Below are 21,624 nucleotides of genomic sequence, written 5' to 3' on the forward strand. Positions count from 1 at the left end.
ACGGTGCGGATCGTCATCTCCGAGTTCATGGATGAAACAGCATTGGCGGCGTTTGGAGACGCCGCCAATGTCGACTATGACCCTAGCCTCGTGGATGACAGGCCCGCACTGATTGCGCGCCTTTCCGACGCCGACGGCCTGATCGTCCGGAACCGTACGCAGGTCGATGCCGAGCTTCTGGATGCCGCCCCTTCGCTGAAGGTGGTGGGACGGCTGGGGGTCGGTCTGGACAATATCGACCTCGCCGGCTGCAAGGCCCGCGGGGTCGAAGTCTGCCCGGCAACGGGCGCCAATGCCGCCTCGGTCGCGGAATATGTTATCGCGATGGCGTTTGTCCTTTTGCGGGATGCCTATGACCTGAAGGCCGAGATGCTGTCGGGCGCGTGGCCGCGCGGCCGCGCGCAGGGCCGCGAAATCGCGGGCCGGACGATGGGCCTGATCGGTTTCGGCATGATCGCGCAGGAGGTGGCGCGCCGGGCCAGGGCTCTCGGCATGGGCGTCATCGCAAGCGATCCCATGCTGCCTAGAGATCACGAGGCATGGGACATGGCCGACCGCGTTGCAGCAGGGGAGGTGCTGTCGCGGTCGGATGTGATCTCGCTCCACGTCCCACTGACACCCGAGACCCGCGGCCTGATCGGTGCAGAGGCGCTGTCGGCGATACGGTCCGACGCGGTCCTCATCAATACGGCGCGGGGAGGCGTCGTTGATGAGGCCGCGCTCGCGTTTGCGCTGAAAGCGGGACGCCTCGCGGGCGCCGCGCTCGACGTGTTCGAGGACGAGCCGCTGTCCGCCGCTGCCGCCGCAGTGTTCGACGGTTGCCCGAACCTGATCCTGACCCCGCATATCGCTGGGGTCACCTCCGAGAGCAACGTGCGGGTCAGCGAGGTTACCGTGGCAAATGTCAAACGCGTTCTTGGGCTGGCATAGCGCCAAGCGATGCGGCTAGGCTCGGCACTGTAACCCATGGCCGGGGCCGAGCGCCGGCCCTTGGGCGAAAGAAAACACGAACGCCCTGCAAAGGGGTCACCAAAAAAGCAATTAAGAACGATCTAAGAGGAGGAAAGATCATGAAAAGAAGAACTCTGCTGCTGGCTGCAGCCTTTGGCGCCGTCGCCGGCATCTCGCAGGCGCAGGACTTCCCGTCGGGAAGCGTCGACTACATCATCCCTTTCGGCCCAGGCGGCGAGTCGGACATCACCGCGCGTTTTCAGCAGCCCCATTTCTCGGAGCTTTACGGTGAAGAGCTGGTGATTTCCTATCAGCCGGGCGGCGGTGGCGCCGTGGGCTGGTCGCAGCTCAACGGAATGGCTGGCGATGGCTCGAAGATCATGGGCATCAACCTGCCCCATATCATCGTCAAACCGCATCAGGGTGACGTGGGCTTCCAGACCGAGGACATCACGGCGGTCTACATGTTCCACTATACGCCCGACGCTATCGTCGTTCACGCCGACAGCCCGTATCAGTCGCTGGATGATCTGATTGCCGATGCCAAGGCCAACCCGAATGCCGTGACCTTCTCGGGGTCGGGGAAGGGCACTGCGAACCATCTGGCGCAGGTCCAATTCGACGCGCTGGCCGGGATCGACACGACCTATGTCTCGTTCCAGGGCACCGGCGCATCGGTCACCGCGCTTCTCGGCCAGCAGGTCAAGGCTGCCTGGGGCTATACCACTGTAGGCGCAGCGCAGGGCGACCAGGTCCGGATGCTGGCCGTGGCCATGGAAGAGCGTCATCCGGCCTTCCCGGACGTGCCGACCTTCCGTGAGCTTGGCTATGACATGGTCTCTGGCGCCTATCGCGGCATCGCCGTTCCGAACAGCGCCTCGGAAGAGGTCCGTCAGCAGGTGTCCGACGCGATTGCCAAGATCAACGCCGATCCTGCCTTCCAGAAAAAGATGATCGATGGCGGTTTCGCGCTTCTCGACGTGGGCTATGGCGCTGACATGGACGCCTTCATGGCCGAGAAGAGCGAAGGCTATCTCACGGCGGCCCGCGAAGCCGGCGTAATCGAGTAACCAAACCCGATATCAACACCGACCGGCGCGCCAGAAACCGGCGCGCCGGTCGCCAGACTTCGCCGGCGTTCCGCGCCGGCCATCGGTTCCCTGTCCGGAAAGGCGCGCCAGATGTTCGAGTATATCCTGTCGGCATTGTCTCCGCTCAACGTTATTTTCGCGCTGTTCGGCGTGGCGGCAGGGACCATCATTGGCTCAATCCCCGGCCTGACGGCCACCATGGCGGTCGCGGTGCTGGTGCCGATCACATTCTCGCTCGCTCCGGAAAGCGCGCTGATCCTGCTGGGCGCGATCTATACGGGCGCCATCTACGGCGGCGCCTATGCCGCGATCCTTCTGAACACCCCCGGTACGCCCTCGGCAATCGCCACGACATTCGACGGCTACCCGATGGCCAAGCGCGGCGACGGCGACCTTGCCGTATCCGTCGCCTGTCTCGCCTCTGTGGTGGGCGGACTTGTGGGCGCGCTGGCGCTTCTCCTACTCGCGCCGCCCCTCGCGAAGGCGGCTCTGGCCTTCGGACCGGTCGAATATTTCTGGCTGGCGATCTTCGGTCTGTCGCTGATCGCCGCGCTCAGCACGGGCGATTTCCTGAAGGGCATGATCGGCGCGGGCCTGGGCATTCTGATCGCCATGATCGGAATATCCGAGACCAGCGCCGAGGTCCGCTATACCTTCGGCTCGCAGACCCTTCTGGGTGGGGTCGAGGTCGTCTCGGCACTGATCGGTCTCTATTGCGTACCGGTCCTGATCGATCTCGTCGCCAAGCCCGAACGGCACCTGCAGGAGGCTGAGGGCACACGCGGCTTCCGGCTTCCCGAGGCGATCAGCGTCATGATGCGCGAAAAATTCAACGTTGCCAGAAGCTCGCTGATCGGCACGCTCGTCGGCGCTCTGCCGGGGGCCGGAGGGTCCATCGCGGGTCTTGTCGCCTATTCCGAGGCGCGCCGCGTGGGCAAGGGCGACACACCTTATGGCGAGGGGAACCCCGGCGGCATCGTCGCGACGGAATCGGCCAATAACGCGACCGTCGGCGGCGGCTTCATCCCGACGCTGGTGCTGGGTATCCCCGGCACGCCGCCCGACGCCGTGATCCTCGGCGCGCTTCTGGTTCAGGGCGTGCGCACCGGGCCGTCCCTGTTCTCGGCAGGCTCGGACATCGTCTACACCTTCATGTTCGGCCTCTTCCTCGCCACGGTCCTGATGCTGCCTGTCGGGCTGCTGATCGGGCGCTTTGCCTATGGCGCCATCGTCAAGGCACCGAAATCGGTGTTGGTGCCCATCGTGGCCTTCATGACGGTGATCGGGACCTATGCGATCCGGAACAACCTGTCGGACGTCATGATCATGGTCGTGCTCGGCGTCATCGGCTGGGTGGCCAAGCGGCGCGGGTTTTCCGTCTCGCCGATCGTGCTCGGGCTGATCCTCGGGCGGATCGCCGAGCAGGGTTTTGTCCAGAGCTGGACCATTGGGTCGGCCATCGGCGACCTCTGGGGGCAGTTCTTCGGGCGGCCGCTGTCCATGGTGATCATCGCTCTGACCTGCCTCAGCTTCATCTACCCGTTCTGGCCGCGCATCCGCGCCGCCATGGCCAAGGACCGGGTCCGCGCCGAGCTTGCGCCGCGCGCCGACAGCGCCGCCGTGGCGCGAGACGCGCTTGCCATCGGCGCGATGGGCGTCGTTGCGGCAGGGGCGCTTTGGCTGTCCTTCGACCTCAATCCCGATGCGGGCGTCTTCCCGCGCACAATCGCAACGGGGATGCTGGCGCTCTGCATCCTCGCGCTGATCCTGCTTTTCCTGACGGGCCGCGTGACCGAAGAGACGACCGAAGGGTCATGGCCGCGCCGGATCGCCGTGCCGGCAGTAATGATGGGGGCGGCCTTTCTCGTGCCGATCCTCGGCTTCGCTACGGCAGGCATCCTGATGGGCCTCGCCCTTATCGTCATTTCCCAATTCGAAAGCCAGAGCGCGCGTGCCTGGACCATTCAGGCGGTCAGCGTCGCGGTCGTGATCCTGCTGTTCTCGGTGGCCTTCCGCGAAGCGCTGTCGGTGCCGCTGCCGCAGGGGATGCTCTACTAGACGCGTCCGCTCAGCGGATAAGGATCGCGCGGAAGTCGTTGACATTCGTGCCGGTCGGGCCGGGCACGAAAAGCTGACCGGCCGCATCGAAAGCGCCCCACGCATCATGCGAGGCCAAAAGCGCGGCGGGGTCGTGACCGGCCCTGCGGATCAGGGCCGCAGTCTGCCCGTCGGCGAAGGCGCCCGCATTGTCCTCGGACCCGTCTATCCCGTCGGTATCGGCGGCCATGGCGACGATGCCGTCGGTTCCGTCGATGGCCAGCGCCAAGGACAGCAGGAACTCGGTATTGCGGCCACCACGCCCGCCGTCGCCCGAAAGAGTGACGGTCGTCTCACCCCCGGAAAAGATAACGACCGGCCGGATGAAGGGACGGTTGCGCAGGACCACCTCACGCGCGATGGCAGCGTGGACGCGGCCCACATCGGCGGCCTCGCCCTCGATCGCGTCGGACAGGATCACGGCCGGGATGCCTTCCGCGCGGGCCGCTTCTGCCGCCGCATCGAGCGACAGTGACGCCGAGGCGATGACTGAAACGCGGTCGCGCGCAAAGGTGGCGGCATTGGGTGCTGGCGCGTCTTCGGGCGCTGTGTCCAGATGGCGCCGGATCGAGTCGGGCAGGGCGATGCCGTAGGTCTCGACCAGCCTTAGCGCCAATGCTCGGTCGCGGGGGCAGGGGACGGTCGGGCCGGAGGCGACCTCGGCCGGCGCATCCCCGGGCACGTCCGAGACGATCAGGCTGACCACCCGCGCAGGGTGCGCTGCAGCCGCCAAGCGCCCGCCCTTAATCCGGCTGACCTGCTTCCGAATGGCGTTCATGGCACCAATGGGCGCGCCCGATGCCAGAAGCGCCCGGTTGAGCGCGATTTCATCCTCGAGCGTCAGATCGCCCGCCGGTGCGGGCAAAAGCGCCGAGCCGCCACCGCAGATCAGCGCCACGACAAGATCGTCTTCGGTAAGGTCCGCCACGGCCTCGAAAAGCTCTGCGGTTGCCTGAACTCCGGCGGGATCGGGGACAGGATGCGCCGCCTCAATCACTCGAATGCGGCGTGTCGGAGCGGAATAGCCGTATCGTGTCACCACGACGCCATCGACAGGCTCGCCCCAAAGGTCTTCAAAGGCCGCCGCCATCTGGGCCGCGCCCTTGCCCGCGCCGATAACGACGGTGCGTCCCTTGGGTTTGTCGGGGAGATGGGTCGCCAAAGCCGCGCGCGGATCGGCGGCACGGACTGCGGCGTCGAAAAGCCGGGTCAGGAAGGCCGTGTCGTCAGTCTGTGTCATGAAACGCAATCTGCACGAACCTGCACGCGGCGCCAGTGCGAATTTCCGGTGCGGGCACCCGCACCCGTCACGAAAGATAATCCATGATCGGGCAGTCCGGTCTGTCGTCACCCGCGCAGGACCGGACAAGATGCGAAAGCTCGTCATGGAGCGATTGCAGTTCCGCCTGTTTCCGCTCGATCTCGTCAAGCCGGTGGCTGGCCAGTTTCTTGACATCCGCGCTGGTCCGGTTGCGGTCGGAATAGAGCCCCAGAAGCTCGCGGCACTCGTCTATGGAAAATCCGAACTCTCTTGCCCGCCGAACAAAGACGAGCTTACGGATCGCGGCCTCGTCATAGGTGCGATAGCCCGTCTCAGAGCGCCCCGCAGCCTCGACCAGACCGATATCAGCATAATAACGCACGGTCTTCACCGGAAGGCCCGCTGCCACTGAGGCTTTCGAGATGTTCATGGTCGTCCCGCCAACATTCCTTGAACTGGAATGTTCAGAAAACCATCGAAAAGAACTCCTGTCCATCGCGCTGGTATGGTTGCCTCAATTCGCCTCCACGAAAGGGGAGGTGAAAATATATCAAAAACAACAGATAACAGACGATTTCTTGTCTTCGGGCGTAGATTTCGCGGTCACAATCCTGCCACGTCTCGCCCGGTTTGGCCCGGTTCGCGCACAGACTGTCACGAAATGAAAGACAATCTTCCGTCAAACGGTCACGTTCCTGCCCTGTTGCAGGATGATCCTTCACATTGGGGGCGGTATCGGGATTGTGACCTTTGGCGGTTCGACGTGTTCATAACTCCATGACAGCGCGCAGCTGGCTTCTGGCCGGTGTCGTTGTGTTGCTGACTGGCATTTGCTTGCGGACATACGTGAGCGCCGCCGCGGCCTATGGATATGGCGCATCGGCTTTCTCGGCCTGCCTTCTTCTGTCCTTTGGGCTGTTTGCGATGGCTGGCGCTACTGTTCTGATCGAAAGACGGAACGCGGCTACCGAAGGTGGGCACAACCTGACGCAAACGAAGCCGGTTTCCAAACGCGCCTCGCGGGCCTTCCAACCGCTTGCCTCGCAGGATGAGCTTCGCCGCTCTGACGAGGCGGAGCGCCGCCGTCGTTCGCGTCTGAGCTTTGCGGGCGCGCTCGGTGCCGACCCGTCGCGCGCAGTCAGAAATCCACGGTAACGCCGGGCAGTTTCAGCTCTTTCACCAACTCTCTGAGTTCCTGCCGTGCGGCGACGTTCGACAGGTTCAGGTTGTGAATGCCGATATCGCGCAGGTCGAGAAGGGTCAGACCGCGCGGAAACAGCTCACGAAAGATCACCCGCTCGGAAAATCCCGGCGCCACCCGGAATCCGATCCGCTTGGCCAGGGCCGATACGGCATCCTGCATCTTCTTCTTGTTGTGCATCTGCTGCGCGCCGACCCGGTTGCGGACCACCACCCAGTCGATGGGCTCCAGGCCCGCCTGCGCCCTGAGCTGCCGGGCGTTCCAGACCATCTCGGAATAGACCGAAGGTCCGAGGATGCGGTTCGTGGCGGGGTCGATCCGGGCCAGAAGGTCGAAATCCACGAAACTGTCATTCAAAGGCGTGACGAGTGTATCCGCCAGCGAATGGCCGACCTGGCTCAGGCGCGTGTGCGAGCCGGGGCAGTCGATCAGGATGAAATCGACCTCGCGCTCAAGGCCCGTGACCGCCGCGGAAAGTCGCTGGTCGTAGACGTTCTCGCCGGGGCCCAGCGTTTCGGGGCGGATATTCGGCAACTCGCGGTAGATCGGGCAGGGCAGGTCCAGCCCCTCGCGCTCGTTGAAGGCGCGGCGGTTCTCGACATACCGCCCGAAGCTTTTCTGGCGAAGGTCGAGGTCCAGAACACCCACCGCGTGCCCCATACGGACCAGAGCCGTCGCGATATGCATCGACACGGTCGACTTGCCCGCGCCGCCCTTCTCGTTCCCGACAACTATGATGTGGGCCACTCTTGCCTCTGATATTGCGGCCCTGTCCCCGGGCCGATTGGTGACACTATATGTTGTGTTGGCCTTCAAGAAAAGCGCGGGTTTTCCCTGACCGTTGGGAAATTTGCGCCCTCAGAGACCGGCGAGCCGCGCCTCTTGCCGCGCGATCAGCGTCTCAACCTCGGCCAGTGTGTCGGCGGACAGTTTCGGACCCGGCGCGCGCACCGTCGGATGGGCAATGGCGCCGCGTTTCGCAAGGATGTGCTTGCGGATCGCAAGGCCCAGGCCCGGCTGGCTCTCGTAGCGCACAAGCGGGAGATAGGCGTCAAACAAATCGCGTGCAGCCGTTTCGTCGCCGGCGCTCATCAGGCGCACGACATCGGCCATCATCTCGGGGTAGGCAAAACCAGTCATGGCGCCGTCGGCCCCGCGCAGCATTTCCTCCAGCAGGAACTGCCCGCCATTGCCGCAGAGGATAGAAATCCGGCGCGCGCCTGCGTCGCTCGCTTTCCGAAGCGCCGAGATCTTCTCCAACCCCGGCCAATCCTCATGCTTCAGCATCACGCAGCGCGGGCATTCTTCCACGATTTTCAGGATGATATCGGTGTCGATCTTGACGCCGGTGACAAGGGGAAAGTCCTGCAGAACCCACGGCACATCGCCCAGCCGTTCGCCCACTGTCCGGTAGTAGCCGAGGATCTCCTTGTCGGTCCGGAGACTGCCGGGAGGGGCCACCATCACACCCGCTGCGCCTTTGTCCATGGCGACGGCGGTCAGCGCTTCGATGGCCGCGAAACCCGCTGCCGACACGCCGACCACGACCGGCACATTCGCGCGGGCACAGACGGTTTCGATAACGCTTGCCGACTCGGCCGCCGTCAGCTTGCCGGCCTCACCCATCATGCCGAGGATGGTCAGGCCGGTCGCGCCCTTCTCGAGGTAGAAATCCACCATCCGGTCAAGGCTTTGCGTGTCGAGCGCACCATCAGGCAGGAAGGGCGTTGCGGCGATGGTGAAGACACCTTTGGCTGTTTCGTCAAGCATGGGTCATCCCCGTTCTGTGTGTCAGTCCAAGCGTAATTCGACCAAGTGCCTTGGCAACGGCGGATTGGCAAGGCTCGACCACAGGCAGGCCGGTTTCCTCTTCTATGCGCGCGCGATACTGGGCCATACCTGCGCATCCCATGATCAGCACATCGGCACCGTCCTCATCGCAGAGCGCGCGGCCGACCTCGATCATGCGATCCAGCGTCCGGGCCGCGTCGGCAAGGTCGGTGACGGACAGCCCGAGCGGACGGTCGCCTGCCAGACGGGACGACACGCCCATCGCATCGAAGGCAGCAAGATGGCGGCGCACCGACGGCTCGCCGATCGCGATGACGCCGAAGCGCTCGCCCAGGGTCAGCGCGTCAGTGACAGCAGCCTCGCGTATGCCGATGACGGGACGGGCATGGGTCTTGCGCAGGTCCGAAACGCCCGGGTCGCTGAAACAGGCGATCACGAAGCCGGTCGCATCGGTCAGCCCGGCCATGCGCGCGGTGAGCGGGGCGACGACCCCGGCTACATGGGCGTCGCTTTCGATCCCCGGAGGCCCCTCTGCCAGCGTCAGGCATTCGATGGGATAGCCCCAAGATCGCAAAAGCCGGATGGCGCGGTCGATCCCGTCGGTCACGGCTTGGGTCGAGTTCGGATTGATCACGTAGAGCGTCACGCGCCGGGCCTCGTCGCGGATTGCACCTCGATCTGATAGCCTTCGGGATCGGTGAAGACAAAGGCGCGGATGCCGATCTCGTCATTCTGAAAGAGCTTTGAAAGGCCACTCAGCCCCGCCTTTTGCGACCAGCCGTACCACGCATCCACATCCGGCACGCGAAGGCAAAGCTGCACGCATTTCTCGGCTTGCCAGTCGTTCATGCCGCGCGCCTCGTCCACCAGACCAACATGCGCGCCCCCGGCCAGGCGCAGGATCTTGGCCCATCCCTGGTCGATGACCAGAGGCAGACCAAGCGTCTCGCGGTAGAACGCCTCGGCCCGTGCAAGGTCCTTGTAGTAGAGGAAGGTGATCGCAAGCTTCGGCAGCGACGGCGGCGGCATCATGGCATGGTCGCTTCGGTGTATTCCGGGGCCGGTGAGCGGTCGGTCGCCGCGCCAATAGCGGGCCGGTCGATCCAGCGGCCCGTGCCGGGCTCGGCCCTAACCGCTCCTGCCTCGGCAACAACTTTGCCACGAAGCAGCGTCATCTCCGGCCATCCGGTGACCGTCCGGCCCTCCCACGGGTTATAGCCCACGTTATCGTTCAGATCGTCCGGGCCGTAGGTCACTTGTACGTAGGGGCCCCAGACTACGAGATCGGCGTCGAAACCCTCCGCGATGTCGCCTTTGCCGGATAGCCCGTAAAGCCGCGCCGGTTCGGTCGCGGTCAGCCTCGCGAACTCGGTCGCGGGCAGGCGGCCTTTCGAGACGATCTCATCGAAGAGAAGCGGCATCCTGACTTCCAGCCCCGGCAGGCCATTGGCGATCTTCGAGAAATCGACATCGCGTCCTTGCGACAGCTTGCCGGTTTCGTCGAAGCGGTAGGGCGCGTGGTCAGAGGACACGAGCGACAGCGTGCCATCGCCAAGCCCCTCCCAAAGCGCCACCTGATCGTCGGTCGCGCGTTGCGGGGGCGAGCACATCCACTTGGCGCCCTCGATGCCGTCGCGGTCCAGAAAGTCGGCGGCCATCATCAGGTAATGCGGACAGGTCTCGGCCCAGACCGGCACTCCGCGCGCCTTCGCGGCGCGGATGGCGTCAAGCGCCTCGCGCGTCGAGATGTGAAACAGCATAAGCGGAGTGGCGAAGAACTCGGCAAAGCGGATCATGCGCTCGACCGCCTCGATCTCGGCCAGACGGGGATGCGATACGGCGTGGTAACGGGGCGCGTGTTTGCCCGCTGCAACCAGACGCTCCTTGGTCCAGCCGATCAGGCCGTCATTCTCGGCATGGATGCAGACCAGCGCACCGGCCTCACGGGCGATTCCGATGACCTCACAGATTTCCCGATCGGAAAGCTGAATGTTGTAGGTCGTGAAGACTTTGATCGAGCGATGGCCCTCTCCGATCAGGCGGCGCATATCCTCCGCGACCGAGGGCACGGACATGTCGGCTACGATCATGTGAAACGCATGGTCGATCATTGCGCCCCGACATGCAGCCGAAGCATAGTCGGACATCGCGTCGCTCAGGCGCTGGCCCCGTGCCTGCGCGGCGAAACTGATGACCGAGGTGGTGCCGCCGATGGCCGCCGATCTTGTCGCGGTCTCGAACGTGTCGGCATTCATCAGCCCCATGCCGGACATCTGTTCGATATGGCAGTGCACATCGACGCCGCCGGGCGTGACGACCTTGCCGGTCAGATCGCGACGGTCGCCCGTCTCGGCGCCCGACAAGTCGCCAAGCGCTGCGATCTTGCCGTCGCGGATGCCGATATCGGCAATTCCGTCATGGGTTGCGGTCAGGACGCGGGCGGAGGTCAGGATCAGGTCATAGCGGGACATGTCCGGACTAGAGCAGGGGCGCGCTCGCCCCGCAAGAGCGCGCGACGGCTCAGAGGATCACCGCCCGGATCGCCATGGCGACCACCGTGATCACGCCGACCCCGGCAAGCCAGAGGCCGACGAACCACGCTAGGCGTTTCAGACCCTCCGGCATCAGTGATACCCCTCGGTCGGGTCGACCTTGCCGCGAAACACCCAATAGGCGTAGGCGGTATAGGCCAGAATGATCGGCACGAGGATCACCGCCCCCACAAGCGCGAAGGCGAGCGAGGAATCCGGCGCTGCCGCATCCTGAATGGTCAGCGACGGCGGCACGATCATGGGATAGAAGCTGATCCCGATCCCGATGAAGCTGAGCGTGAAAAACGCCAGAGCCGCAACGAACGGCGAGACGTCATGACCGCGTCTCAACCCGTGGAACATCACCCAGGCTGCGACAGCCACAAGCGCGGGAACGATGACGGACCAGATCGCCGTGCGCCCCGCGAACCAGCGTTCGAAATAGACCGGGTCCTGGAACGGCGTCAGGATGCTGACCAGACCGATGAAGCCGAGCGTCGCGGCCCCCAGCCACATTGCATAGCCACGCATCTGGATCGCCGTGTGTCCTTCGGTCTTCATCACCAGCCATGTCGCGCCCAGAAGCGCGTAGCCCACGGTGACGGCCGCACCGGTCAGGACGGTGAACGGCGTCAGCCAGTCCCACCAGCCACCGGCATAGGCGCGGCCCTCAATCTCGATCCCCTGCACCAGCGCGCCAAGGGCGATGCCCTGACAGAACGCGGCTATGACCGACCCGCCGAAGAACGCAGCGTCCCAGACGCCCCGCCAGCGCTTGGTGCGCCACCGGTATTCGAAGCTCACGCCCCGGAAGACAAGCGCCAGAAGCATCAGGATTATCGGCATGTAGAGCGCCGGCATGACCACCGCATAGGCCAGCGGAAAAACCGCGAAGAGCCCGCCGCCGCCAAGGACCAGCCATGTCTCGTTTCCGTCCCAGACGGGTGCGATGGAATTCATCGCGACATCGCGGTCGCCATCGGTCCGGAGCATCGGGAAAAGAATGCCGATGCCAAGGTCGAAACCGTCGAGGATGACATAGACCAGTACCGCAAAGGCGATGATACCGGCCCAGATGAAGGGAAGATCGAATGCGGCCATCATGGTCATTCTCCCGGCGTGGTTTGCGGCAGTTTGCCGGATTCGCGCATCTGGTAGGCGGGCGTGATGCCGGCTGTCCGACTGGGCCCTTCCGAGCGGAGCGGCGGCGCGTTGCCCGGCCCTTTGTTCATCAGCCGCAGGATATAGAAGGTCCCCGCGCCGAAGACGAAGAAATAAACGATGATGAAGGCGATGAGCGACGCAGCGACTGCCGGAGCCTCGACCGGTGCGAGCGATTCAGACGTCCGCATCAGCCCGTAGACCGTGAACGGCTGGCGGCCCACCTCGGTCGTGATCCAGCCTGCGAGCACGGCGACAAAACCCGACGGTCCCATTGCAAGAACCGACCGGTGCAGCCAGACCGAGCTGTCCAGCCGCCCGCGCCAGCGCGCCCAGAGGCTCCAGACCCCGACCGCCAGCATCGCCATGCCGATGCCGATCATGATGCGGAAACTGTAGAAGACGATGGCCACCGGCGGCTCATCTTCGTCCGGAATCGTGTCGAGTCCGTCCATTGGCGCATTCAGATCGTGCTTCAGGATGAGCGATGACAATTTCGGAATCTCAATGGCGTAGTCGACCTCCTTGTTGGCCTCGTCCACGATGCCGAACAGGATCAGCGGTGCACCTTCGGGGTAGCTGTCGAAATGGCCTTCCATCGCCATCACTTTCTGCGGCTGGTACTCGTAGGTGTTCAAACCATGCAGGTCGCCCGCGACGATCTGGATCGGCGTCACGATCGCCGCCATCCACATCGCCATCGAGAACATGGTGCGCGCCTCGCGGTTGCTGCGGTCACGCAGAAGATGCAGCGCGCCGACCGCGCCCACGGCGAAGGCCGTGGTCAGGAATGCTGCCAGCGTCATGTGGACAAGCCTGTAGGGGAAGGACGGGTTGAAGACGATTTCCCACCAGTCTTCGGGTACGAACTGACCCTGCTCGTTGATGGCGAAGCCAGCGGGCGTCTGCATCCAGCTGTTCACGCTTAGAATCCACGTGGCGGAAATCAGCGTCCCGATGGCGACCATCGCGGTTGCGGTCATGTGCAGGCCCGGTCCCACACGGTTCCGGCCAAAGAGCATGATGCCGAGGAAACCCGCCTCCAGGAAAAAGGCAGTCAGCACCTCGTAGGCCATCAGCGGCCCTATCACCGGCCCGGCCCTGTCCGAGAAGACAGACCAGTTGGTACCGAACTGGTAGGACATCACGATGCCCGAGACGACGCCCATCCCGAAGGCGACAGCGAAGATCTTTTTCCAGAACTCGAAAAGCCTGAGATAGACCTCGTCTTTCTTCCAGAGCCAGAGGCCGTTCAGAACGGCAAGATAGCTGGCCAGCCCGATAGAGAAGGACGGGAAGATGATGTGAAACGAGACCGTGAAGGCGAATTGAAATCTGGCCAGATGTTCGGCCGAAAATCCATCCAACATTTGGAAAACCCTGACTTGTTTCCCGAGAGATAGGGCAAACCGTCCCGAATCCGAGCGGGCGGCATGTCGCGCGCCCACCTGCCGCGCGACAAACTGGCGCGACGGGTGATCCGAAGTCGGTTCCGGCCTGTCAGGGTTTGACGAACAACTCGCGGGGACGGTCGCAGAGACACTCTGCCGGTCCGTCCTCCCGGATGACGATGGATTCGGTGATCTCCAGCCCCCAATCCTTCATCCAGAGGCCCGGCATGAAATGAAACGTCATTCCCGCTTCAAGCAGTGTCTCGTCTTCGGCGCGGAACGATATCGTGCGTTCGCCCCAGTCGGGCGGATAGGACAGCCCGATCGGGTATCCGCAGCGCGCGCCCCTTTCGATCCCTGCTTTTTCCAAGGGCGCGGCGAGGGCGTTGGCCACGTCGCAGGCGCGGTTGCCCGGTCGGGCGGCGGCGAGGCCCGCTTCCAGACCCTCGACCAGCGCCGCCTCGGCGCGCTTGATGGTCTCTGGCGGCTCGCCCAGGAACACCGTTCTGCAGAAGGGCGCGTGATAGCGGTGATAGCAGCCCGACAATTCGAAGAACGTCGCCTCGCCCTTCCGGAACGGCCGCCCGTCCCAGGTCAGATGCGGCGCGGCGGCGTCGGTACCCGACGGCAGCAGCGGCACGATGGCGGCATAGTCGCCCCAGTCCTCGCCATTGCCGCGAATGGCCTCGGCCATGATATCGGCCACCAGCATGTTCTTGGGCAGTCCCGGTTCGATACGCTCACGGGCAAGATCGACCAGCCGCTCGGAAATGCGCGCGGCGCGGCGCATGTAGTCGATTTCGGCCTCGGATTTGACGCCCCGCTGCCAGTTCACCAGCGCGGTCGCGTCCAGGATGTCGGCGTCCGGCAGCGCGGCGACCAGCGACGTATAGGCCTTGGCCGAGAAATAGTAGTTGTCCATCTCGACGCCGATCCGCGCGCGTCCCAGGCTCATGTCCAGCAGATGGCCGGCCAGATCCTGCATCGGGTGCCGTTCGGTCGACTGTACGAAGTGATCCGCATAGGACAGCACGTGGTCGGACGACATCCAGACGGTGCGGAGCGCGCCGTTCGAATCCTGCCGCCGGCCCCACCAGAACGGATCATGCTCGTGGGTCACGATGACGCCCTGATGGACATAGAAGGACCAGCCGTCATAGCCCGTCAGCCAGGCGATGTTCGACGGATCTTCGACGAAGAGAACGTCAAGCCCGCGGCGTGCCATCTCGGCGCGCACGTTGGTCAGGCGTCGGGTGTATTCAGCGAGCGTGAAGGGGAGATCAATCGGTGCCATATGCGATCAGTCGCCGGAGAGCGCCGTCGCGTCAAGACGCTTGCGCAAGCAGGTGCCGGTGCTAATCTGCGGCCACCCGCAGCGATGGCGTCGCTGCCCCGGGTGTGACCCGGGTCCGGGAGATATTGGCCCTGTACGCCGGGGCAATATCGCGGACCCCGGACCGGTCCGCCTTGGGAGATACGCCAATGACCACGGAACGCCCTGAATTTTTCGTCTGCGAAAACGGCGACAAGGCCCCGCTGCCTTTCGCGCAATCCGAATATGATGACCGCCTCGCCAAGCTCCGCGCGGTGATGGCACGCCGGGACATTCCGGCGGTGCTGATGACTTCGATGCACAACATCGCCTATTATTCGGGCTTTCTCTATTGCAGCTTCGGTCGCCCCTATGGCTGCGTCATCACGCAGGACCGCTGCACGACCGTGTCGGCCAATATCGACGCCGGTCAGCCATGGCGCCGGTCCCATGGCGACAATGTCATCTATACTGACTGGAAGCGGAACAACTTCTGGCGGGCCGTTGCCCATCTGCTCGGGGATGTGAAGCGATTGGGAATCGAGGGCGATCACCTGACCCTGCAGGCCCGCGGGACGCTGGACGACATGCTCGGCCGGCCGGAACTGATCGACGTGGCGCCCGATGCGATGTCGCTCCGGATGGTAAAGTCGCCCGCCGAAATCGCGCTCATCCGCGATGGCGCGCGGGTGGCCGATATCGGCGGCGAAGCGATTCATGCGGCGATCCGACCCGGTGTTCGCGAGATCGACGTCGCCATGGCCGGGCGCGACGCGATGGAGGCCGCGATTGCCGACGCACACCCCGATGCCGAGTATCGCGACACCTGGGTCTGGTTTCAGTCGGGGCTGAACACCGATGGGGCGCATAACCCTGTGACGGGCCGTCGCCTTGCCGCCGGAGACCTGCTCAGCCTGAACACGTTTCCCATGATCTCGGGCTATTACACGGCCCTTGAACGCTCGCTTTTCCTGGGCGAGCCCGACAAGGACACGCTGCGTCTCTGGGAGGCAAATGTCGCGGCGCATGAGCTTGGCATCTCGCTGATCAAGCCTGGGGCGACCTGTTCGGGAATATGCCATGAAATCAACCGCTTCTTCGCGGATGAGGGGCTGTTGCAGTACCGGTCCTTCGGTTACGGGCACTCCTTCGGCATCCTCAGCCACTATTACGGACGCGAGGCCGGGCTGGAGCTGCGCGAGGATATCGATACCGTCCTGGAAGAAGGCATGGTCGTGTCGATGGAGCCGATGCTCTGGGTGCCCGAAGGGCAGGCCGGCGCGGGCGGCTACCGAGAACATGACATTCTCGTGGTTGGCCGCGATGGTGCCGAAAATATCACCGGTTTCCCGTACGGACCGGCACATAATGCGATCTCTGCCTGATTTGGGGGCGCCGATGCCGAAATCGGCGCCCAAAATGCCGGTTTTGACGAATGGGTTGCACCCAAGCGCCTACACTGTTGAAATGCGCGCGAGGAAAAGAAACATGACCGCATGGGTTTGATCACCATGCGGCACAAACAGTGGGGATGCCTTGGCTTTGGATAGTGGACCCAGCGGCTTTGTCGTTTTCGACCGAGTCCAGAAAAGCTACGACGGTGAAACGCTTGTCGTGAAGGACCTGAACCTGTCCATCGGAAAGGGCGAGTTCCTGACGATGCTCGGGCCCTCGGGGTCGGGCAAGACGACCTGCCTGATGATGCTGGCCGGTTTCGAGACCGCGACGCACGGGGAAATCCTGCTCGACGGCAATCCCATCAACAACATTCCGCCGCATAAGCGCGGGATCGGCATGGTCTTCCAGAACTATGCTCTGTTCCCGCATATGACCGTGGCCGAGAATCTCGCCTTTCCGCTGGAAGTGCGGAAGCTCGACAAGTCGACCCGCGAGGAAAAAGTCAAACGCGCCCTCGACATGGTGCAGATGGGCGCTTTTGGCGGCCGTCGTCCGGCGCAATTGTCTGGTGGGCAACAGCAGCGGATCGCGCTTGCCCGCGCGCTGGTGTTCGAGCCCGAGCTTGTCCTTATGGACGAGCCGCTCGGCGCTCTCGACAAACAGCTTCGCGAACACATGCAGTTCGAGATCACCAATCTGGCCCACAGTCTCGGGATCACCACAGTCTACGTGACCCACGACCAGACCGAAGCGTTGACGATGTCGGACCGCGTGGCCGTTTTCGACGATGGCCGCATTCAGCAGCTTGCGCCGCCCGACACACTCTATGAAGAGCCGGAAAACGCATTCGTTGCCCAGTTCATCGGTGAGAACAACGCGCTTTCCGGCAAGGTCGAGCAGATTCAGGGCGACCGCTGTACCGTGCGACTCGACAATGGCGCTCTGATCGACGCCAAGCCGGTCAACGTCTCGCAGCCGGGTGAAAGAACGACGATTTCGATTCGCCCCGAGCGGGTGGAATTCAACCCCGAACTCGGCCCCGACGCTCACACGCTCGACGCCGAAGTGCTCGAGTTCATCTATATGGGCGATGTCTTCCGCACGCGACTTCGGGTCGCCGGTCGGGACGACTTTTTCGTGAAAACACGCAACCGCGCCGATCAGGTCCGGCTCAATGCCGGTGAACATGTCAAGATCGGCTGGTTGCCACAGGATTGCCGGGCGCTGGACGCCTGAGCAAACGCAGGCTTCCCGGGCTCGCCGGGAAGTGACGCTAAGAAAGGTTCGTGGCCTGTCCCGAGGCTGGACCTTTCAGTTATCAAGTTCGGGACATGGGAGTAAAACATGAAACTGACGACTTCTTTGCTGGCAACGACTGCCCTGGCCGTTTCGGCTGGCGGTGCCTTTGCCGGCGGCCATATGGCCGATGAAATGACGCTCGTTTCCTGGGGCGGTGCCTATCAGGAAAGCCAGCAGCGCGCTTATGTCGAGCCTTATCTCGAAATGAACCCCGGCGTGACCGCGGTTTGGGATTCGAGCTCGAACGAAGCCGTTGCCAAGCTCCGCGCCATGGCGGAAGCCGGCAACGTGACCTGGGACGTGGTCGACGTGGTGGCCTCGGATGCCATCCGTCTCTGCGACGAAGGTCTTGCCATGGAAATCGACCATGACGAGATGCTCGCCCAGGGCGATGACGGCTCGGACGCGTCGGACGACTTCGGCGATCTTCTTGTTTCGGATTGCTTCATCCCGCAGATCGTCTACTCGACGACTGCCGGCTACCGCTCGGACCTTCTTCCCGAAGGTGCCCCGAAGCCTGACTCGATCTGCGCCTTCTTCGACACGGAAACCTATCCGGGTCAGCGCAGCCTCGAGCGCCGTCCGATCAACAACATGGAATGGGCTCTGTACTGCGATGGTGTCGCCAAGGAAGACATCTACGACGTGCTTGAGACCGAAGAGGGCCAGGACCGCGCCTTCGCCAAGCTCGACACCATCAAGGACAGCGTTGTCTGGTGGTCGGCCGGTGCCGACACCCCGCAGCTTCTGGCCGATGGCGAAGTCATCATGGGCACGACCTATAACGGCCGTCTGTTCAGCGTGATCGAAGAGCAGAACCAGCCGGTCGAAATGCTCTGGGACATGCAGGTGTTCGACCTTGACGGCTGGATCATTCCTGCCGACCTGCCCGAAGATCGTCTGGCGCGCGCGATGGACTTCGTCCGCTTCGCGACTGACACGCAGCGTCTGGCCGACCAGGCCAAGTACATTTCCTACGGCCCGGCGCGTGCGTCTTCGGCCCCGCTTGTCGGTCAGCACGCTGACCTCGGCATCGAGATGGCGCCGCACATGCCGACCGATCCGGCAAACGCCACTAACACGCTGCTCTACAACTACGAGTGGTGGGCGGACTATCGCGACGATCTCGACGCGAAGTTCCAGGCCTGGCTGGCCCAATAATCATAACGACCTACTGCGGGGCTTCACGGCCCCGCAGCCACCGACGGGGGAACACACATGCCTAAAGGCTACATAATGGGGCACATCACTGTGAAAGACCCCGAAGCCTACAAGGAATATGTCGAGCGGGACACACCGATCCTGAAGGCGCTGGGCGGAGAATTCATCATCCGCGGCGGACAGTCAGAGGTGCCCGAAGGCGAGACCTATCAACGGCATGTCCTGATCGAATTCCCCAGCTATGAGGCCGCTCTCGCGGCCTATAACGATCCCGGATACCAAGAGGTCGCCGAGATCCGCCGTCGCACAGCCGACAGTGTCATTATCGTCGTGGAGGGTGTCTGATGACCGACGCAACCGGACCCGATCAAGTCACCGGCGCCACCCCGGACAACGCCATTCGAAATGCTGACCGCGCCGACAACGGCCCGGTTCTGGCGGCGGACGGAACGCCGCTGAAGCGGTCGCTCAATCGCGCGCTTCGCCGCGAGAAGACCCGCGCGCTTCTGCTCATCGCGCCGCTTCTGCTTTTCATTCTGATCACCTTTATCGCGCCGATCGCGGACATGCTGTTCCGTTCGGTCGAAAACGCGATCGTCGAAGACACGCTTCCCGCAACGGTCGAGGCGCTCGATGAGTGGGACAGCGCGACCGAAGAACTGCCGTCCCCGGACGTGTTCCGCGCGCTCTTCTTCGATCTTTTTGTCGCCGCCGAGGCGAAGGAACACACCCAGCTCGGCACGCGCCTCAATTACGAGCAAACCGGTATTTCGTCGACCTTCCGCTCCACCGGGCGCGGTCTGGACGACATCGGCGAGCTTTATCAGGACGTGTTCGAAGACCAGAACGAGCTCTGGGAAGAGGCGGATTTCTGGTACGCCATGATGAATGCGGGCGACGGCGCCGCGGCGGGCGACCTGCTTGCGGCCGAGCGCGCGCGCATGGCCGCTCTGACCGACGAGCCGAAGGATGGCGAGATCGGCTTTGCGCCTTCGGCCACCATCGCAAGCATCCTGCCGCGCACGACGCGCGAATATACGGCCTTCGCCATTCTCACCGCGCTAGTGGAAGAAGACGTCGTCGCTGAGGAAGAGCCCTGGGAAGCAGTCTTTGCCGCCCTTGGCCTCGATCTTCAGGACCAGTCGCTCCGCGCGGGAATTGAGGGCTATTCCGGCCCGGGTGCCGCCGAGCTTCAGGCCGCACTGGCCAATGTCGACAGCCTGCCGGTGGTCGACTACCGCGCAGCCTTCATCGAAGAGGACGACGATTGGGGCGACCCGGAGGTCTGGCGCACGCTTCAGACCTATTCCGATCGCTACACGATGGGGTATTTCCTGAACTCCATCGACCTTCAGTTGACGCCCGATGGCATCCAGTCACGCCCCGAAGACGAGCAGATCTACATCCTGCTCTTCCAGCGGACACTGATAATGTCGATGGCGATCACGCTATCCTGCATCCTCCTGGGTTATCCCATCGCCTTCCTTCTTGCGAACCTGCCGCTTCGCACCGCGAACGTGCTTATGATCCTTGTGCTCCTGCCCTTCTGGACGTCGCTTCTGGTCAGAACCAGCGCGTGGAAGGTGCTGCTACAGCAACAAGGGGTGATCAACGACATTCTCGTCTGGATCGGTCTGGTGGATGACGCGAACCGATTGGTGATGATCAACAACCAGACGGGCACCATCATCGCGATGACGCATATCCTGCTGCCCTTCATGATCCTGCCGCTCTATTCGGTGATGAAGACCATTCCGCCGGCCTATGTCCGCGCCGCCAAATCCCTTGGTGCGACCGACTGGACCGCCTTCTGGAGGGTCTATTTCCCGAACTCGGTACCGGGCATCGGCGCAGGCTCGATCCTCGTCTTCATTCTGGCCATCGGCTACTACATCACGCCGGAACTGGTTGGCGGCACCACGGGTGTCTTCATCTCGAACCGGATCGCGTACCACATCTCGTCCTCGCTGAACTGGGGGCTGGCTGCGGCGCTGGGTTCGATCCTTCTGGCGGCGGTTCTGATCCTTTACTGGACCTACGACCGCATCGTCGGCATCGATAACGTCAAGCTGGGAGGGTAAGAACATGTCAGGACTTCCCCCATACGCCACCGTCGGACAGAAAGCCTGGTACTACGGCTTTCGCGTGATCTGCGGGCTGATCTTCTTCTTCCTGATCGCGCCCATCGCGGTCATCATCCCGCTCAGCTTCAACGCCGAAGACTTCTTCACCTTCACGCCAGAAATGCTGTCGCTCAGCCCTGAAGGCTATTCGATGAAGCATTACGAAGACTTCTTCACCAATTCGGAATGGCAGCAGGCGCTCTGGAACTCGGTCCGGATCGCGCCGATGGCGACGATCCTGTCGGTGTCCTTCGGCACGCTGGCGGCCATCGGCCTCAGCCAGCCGCACGTTCCCTTCCGGCGCGCCATCATGGCGATCCTGATTTCGCCCATGATCGTACCGCTCATCATCTCGGCCGCCGGCATGTATTTCTTCTACAGCCGGGTCGGTCTGCAGGGCACTTACTGGGGCGTCGTGCTGGCCCACGCGGCGCTTGGCATTCCTTTCGTCATCATCACTGTGACGGCCACGCTGGTCGGCTTCGATCGCTCGCTCACACGCGCATCGGCCAACCTGGGTGCCGATCCGGTAACCACCTTCTTCAAGGTGCAGATGCCGCTGATCCTGCCGGGAGTGATCTCGGGTGGACTGTTCGCCTTCATTACGTCGTTCGACGAGGTCGTCGTGGTTCTGTTCGTGGGCTCCGCAGGTCAGAAGACGCTGCCCTGGCAGATGTTCACCGGCCTGCGCGAGCAGATCAGCCCGACGATCCTGGCCGTTGCGACGATTCTGGTGACGCTCTCCATTCTGCTTCTCGCAACGATCGAGATCCTTCGCAGACGCTCTGAAAAACTGCGCGGCATGTCACCGGGTTGACGCCGGGTTTCAACCAGAGTGTGTCATAGGGCATAGATT

Annotated in this window: 20 protein-coding genes and 1 pseudogene; 10 read left to right on the top strand and 11 right to left on the bottom strand. The window is 63.3% G+C overall.

All coding sequences use genetic code 11. The features are described 5' to 3' along the window. Window positions 1-3 precede the first annotated feature (3 nt). The 3 genes from GQ651_RS00360 (at window position 4) to GQ651_RS00370 (ending at window position 4,100) form a co-directional block, all read left to right on the top strand. Window positions 4-930, top strand: a complete 927-nt coding sequence (locus GQ651_RS00360) for a hydroxyacid dehydrogenase (protein ID WP_160762238.1) — start codon at window positions 4-6, stop codon at window positions 928-930. A 140-nt stretch (window positions 931-1,070) separates the two neighbouring features. Continuing rightward, window positions 1,071-2,021: a tripartite tricarboxylate transporter substrate binding protein gene (locus GQ651_RS00365; protein ID WP_160762239.1), complete on the top strand. Its 951-nt coding sequence runs from the start codon at window positions 1,071-1,073 to the stop codon at window positions 2,019-2,021. A gap of 111 nt (window positions 2,022-2,132) precedes the next feature. After that, window positions 2,133-4,100 carry a tripartite tricarboxylate transporter permease gene (locus GQ651_RS00370; RefSeq protein WP_160762240.1) on the top strand — a complete coding sequence of 656 codons (1,968 nt, stop codon included), beginning with the start codon at window positions 2,133-2,135 and terminating at the stop codon, window positions 4,098-4,100. A gap of 10 nt (window positions 4,101-4,110) precedes the next feature. Here the strand turns inward: GQ651_RS00370 and GQ651_RS00375 are convergent, their stop codons facing one another. Further along, window positions 4,111-5,379 (bottom strand): glycerate kinase type-2 family protein, encoded by a 1,269-nt coding sequence (locus GQ651_RS00375; RefSeq protein WP_160762241.1) that lies wholly within the window; start codon window positions 5,377-5,379, stop codon window positions 4,111-4,113. A gap of 67 nt (window positions 5,380-5,446) precedes the next feature. Next, entirely contained in the window at window positions 5,447-5,830 is a 384-nt protein-coding gene (cueR, locus tag GQ651_RS00380; protein WP_160762242.1) for a Cu(I)-responsive transcriptional regulator, read from the bottom strand. 347 nt (window positions 5,831-6,177) lie between these two features. On the opposite strand from cueR, the gene GQ651_RS00385 reads away from it, so the two are divergent. Beyond that, window positions 6,178-6,555, top strand: coding sequence for a hypothetical protein (locus GQ651_RS00385; protein WP_160762243.1), 378 nt, complete (start codon window positions 6,178-6,180; stop codon window positions 6,553-6,555). Here the strand turns inward: GQ651_RS00385 and GQ651_RS00390 are convergent. The 9 genes from GQ651_RS00390 to GQ651_RS00430 form a co-directional block, all read right to left on the bottom strand. Then, window positions 6,539-7,348 carry a division plane positioning ATPase MipZ gene (locus tag GQ651_RS00390; RefSeq protein WP_160762244.1) on the bottom strand — a complete coding sequence of 270 codons (810 nt, stop codon included), beginning with the start codon at window positions 7,346-7,348 and terminating at the stop codon, window positions 6,539-6,541. The two genes, GQ651_RS00385 and GQ651_RS00390, sit on opposite strands and share 17 nt — an antisense overlap. Before the next feature lie 111 nt (window positions 7,349-7,459). After that, a complete protein-coding gene (locus GQ651_RS00395) occupies window positions 7,460-8,371 on the bottom strand; it encodes a dihydrodipicolinate synthase family protein (protein WP_160762245.1) in 912 nt (303 codons plus the stop codon). Then, entirely contained in the window at window positions 8,364-9,038 is a 675-nt protein-coding gene (locus tag GQ651_RS00400) for an aspartate/glutamate racemase family protein (protein ID WP_160762246.1), read from the bottom strand. The genes GQ651_RS00395 and GQ651_RS00400 overlap by 8 nt, the downstream gene beginning before the upstream one ends. Next, window positions 9,035-9,424, bottom strand: a complete 390-nt coding sequence (locus GQ651_RS00405; RefSeq protein WP_227257912.1) for a VOC family protein — start codon at window positions 9,422-9,424, stop codon at window positions 9,035-9,037. Before GQ651_RS00405 ends, GQ651_RS00400 begins: the two co-directional genes overlap by 4 nt. Continuing rightward, window positions 9,421-10,863 (bottom strand): dihydropyrimidinase, encoded by a 1,443-nt coding sequence (gene hydA, locus GQ651_RS00410; RefSeq protein WP_160762247.1) that lies wholly within the window; start codon window positions 10,861-10,863, stop codon window positions 9,421-9,423. The genes GQ651_RS00405 and hydA overlap by 4 nt, the downstream gene beginning before the upstream one ends. Before the next feature lie 49 nt (window positions 10,864-10,912). Further along, window positions 10,913-11,017: a DUF2474 domain-containing protein gene (locus GQ651_RS00415; RefSeq protein ID WP_160762248.1), complete on the bottom strand. Its 105-nt coding sequence runs from the start codon at window positions 11,015-11,017 to the stop codon at window positions 10,913-10,915. Beyond that, on the bottom strand, window positions 11,017-12,024 hold the full coding sequence (gene cydB, locus GQ651_RS00420) for a cytochrome d ubiquinol oxidase subunit II (RefSeq protein ID WP_160763894.1): 1,008 nt from the start codon (window positions 12,022-12,024) through the stop codon (window positions 11,017-11,019). The genes GQ651_RS00415 and cydB overlap by 1 nt, the downstream gene beginning before the upstream one ends. A 5-nt stretch (window positions 12,025-12,029) precedes the next feature. Continuing rightward, window positions 12,030-13,454, bottom strand: a complete 1,425-nt coding sequence (locus GQ651_RS00425) for a cytochrome ubiquinol oxidase subunit I (RefSeq protein WP_160762249.1) — start codon at window positions 13,452-13,454, stop codon at window positions 12,030-12,032. Window positions 13,455-13,584: 130 nt separating this feature from the next. After that, entirely contained in the window at window positions 13,585-14,769 is a 1,185-nt protein-coding gene (locus GQ651_RS00430; protein ID WP_160762250.1) for a M24 family metallopeptidase, read from the bottom strand. 188 nt (window positions 14,770-14,957) lie between these two features. Between GQ651_RS00430 and GQ651_RS00435 the strand changes: the two genes are divergently transcribed. From GQ651_RS00435 to GQ651_RS00460, 6 genes and pseudogenes are all read left to right on the top strand, one after another. Next, window positions 14,958-16,172 (top strand): aminopeptidase P family protein, encoded by a 1,215-nt coding sequence (locus tag GQ651_RS00435; RefSeq protein WP_160762251.1) that lies wholly within the window; start codon window positions 14,958-14,960, stop codon window positions 16,170-16,172. Window positions 16,173-16,329: 157 nt separating this feature from the next. Beyond that, window positions 16,330-17,421 carry an ABC transporter ATP-binding protein gene (locus GQ651_RS00440; protein ID WP_227257913.1) on the top strand — a complete coding sequence of 364 codons (1,092 nt, stop codon included), beginning with the start codon at window positions 16,330-16,332 and terminating at the stop codon, window positions 17,419-17,421. Between the two features lie 108 nt (window positions 17,422-17,529). Beyond that, window positions 17,530-18,645: an extracellular solute-binding protein gene (locus GQ651_RS00445; RefSeq protein WP_160762253.1), complete on the top strand. Its 1,116-nt coding sequence runs from the start codon at window positions 17,530-17,532 to the stop codon at window positions 18,643-18,645. Window positions 18,646-18,702: 57 nt separating this feature from the next. Next, a complete protein-coding gene (locus GQ651_RS00450) occupies window positions 18,703-18,990 on the top strand; it encodes a DUF1330 domain-containing protein (protein ID WP_160762254.1) in 288 nt (95 codons plus the stop codon). Next, entirely contained in the window at window positions 18,990-20,726 is a 1,737-nt protein-coding gene (locus GQ651_RS00455) for an ABC transporter permease (RefSeq protein WP_160762255.1), read from the top strand. Before GQ651_RS00450 ends, GQ651_RS00455 begins: the two co-directional genes overlap by 1 nt. Window positions 20,727-20,739: 13 nt before the next feature. Beyond that, window positions 20,740-21,585, top strand: a pseudogene (locus GQ651_RS00460) (ABC transporter permease); the annotation flags it as partial. Window positions 21,586-21,624: the final 39 nt, after the last annotated feature.

Source organism: Kangsaoukella pontilimi (assembly GCF_009830125.1).
Lineage (GTDB): Bacteria > Pseudomonadota > Alphaproteobacteria > Rhodobacterales > Rhodobacteraceae > Kangsaoukella > Kangsaoukella pontilimi.

Coding starts and splice junctions, on each gene's coding strand:
- GQ651_RS00365 (WP_160762239.1), top strand. CDS start 1,071: ATGAAAAGAAGAACTCTGCTGCTGGCTGCAGCCTTTGGCGCCGTCGCC.
- GQ651_RS00370 (WP_160762240.1), top strand. CDS start 2,133: ATGTTCGAGTATATCCTGTCGGCATTGTCTCCGCTCAACGTTATTTTC.
- GQ651_RS00375 (WP_160762241.1), bottom strand. CDS start 5,379: ATGACACAGACTGACGACACGGCCTTCCTGACCCGGCTTTTCGACGCC.
- cueR (WP_160762242.1), bottom strand. CDS start 5,830: ATGAACATCTCGAAAGCCTCAGTGGCAGCGGGCCTTCCGGTGAAGACC.
- GQ651_RS00385 (WP_160762243.1), top strand. CDS start 6,178: ATGACAGCGCGCAGCTGGCTTCTGGCCGGTGTCGTTGTGTTGCTGACT.
- GQ651_RS00395 (WP_160762245.1), bottom strand. CDS start 8,371: ATGCTTGACGAAACAGCCAAAGGTGTCTTCACCATCGCCGCAACGCCC.
- GQ651_RS00405 (WP_227257912.1), bottom strand. CDS start 9,424: ATGATGCCGCCGCCGTCGCTGCCGAAGCTTGCGATCACCTTCCTCTAC.
- hydA (WP_160762247.1), bottom strand. CDS start 10,863: ATGTCCCGCTATGACCTGATCCTGACCTCCGCCCGCGTCCTGACCGCA.
- GQ651_RS00415 (WP_160762248.1), bottom strand. CDS start 11,017: ATGCCGGAGGGTCTGAAACGCCTAGCGTGGTTCGTCGGCCTCTGGCTT.
- cydB (WP_160763894.1), bottom strand. CDS start 12,024: ATGGCCGCATTCGATCTTCCCTTCATCTGGGCCGGTATCATCGCCTTT.
- GQ651_RS00425 (WP_160762249.1), bottom strand. CDS start 13,454: ATGTTGGATGGATTTTCGGCCGAACATCTGGCCAGATTTCAATTCGCC.
- GQ651_RS00430 (WP_160762250.1), bottom strand. CDS start 14,769: ATGGCACCGATTGATCTCCCCTTCACGCTCGCTGAATACACCCGACGC.
- GQ651_RS00435 (WP_160762251.1), top strand. CDS start 14,958: ATGACCACGGAACGCCCTGAATTTTTCGTCTGCGAAAACGGCGACAAG.
- GQ651_RS00445 (WP_160762253.1), top strand. CDS start 17,530: ATGAAACTGACGACTTCTTTGCTGGCAACGACTGCCCTGGCCGTTTCG.
- GQ651_RS00450 (WP_160762254.1), top strand. CDS start 18,703: ATGCCTAAAGGCTACATAATGGGGCACATCACTGTGAAAGACCCCGAA.
- GQ651_RS00455 (WP_160762255.1), top strand. CDS start 18,990: ATGACCGACGCAACCGGACCCGATCAAGTCACCGGCGCCACCCCGGAC.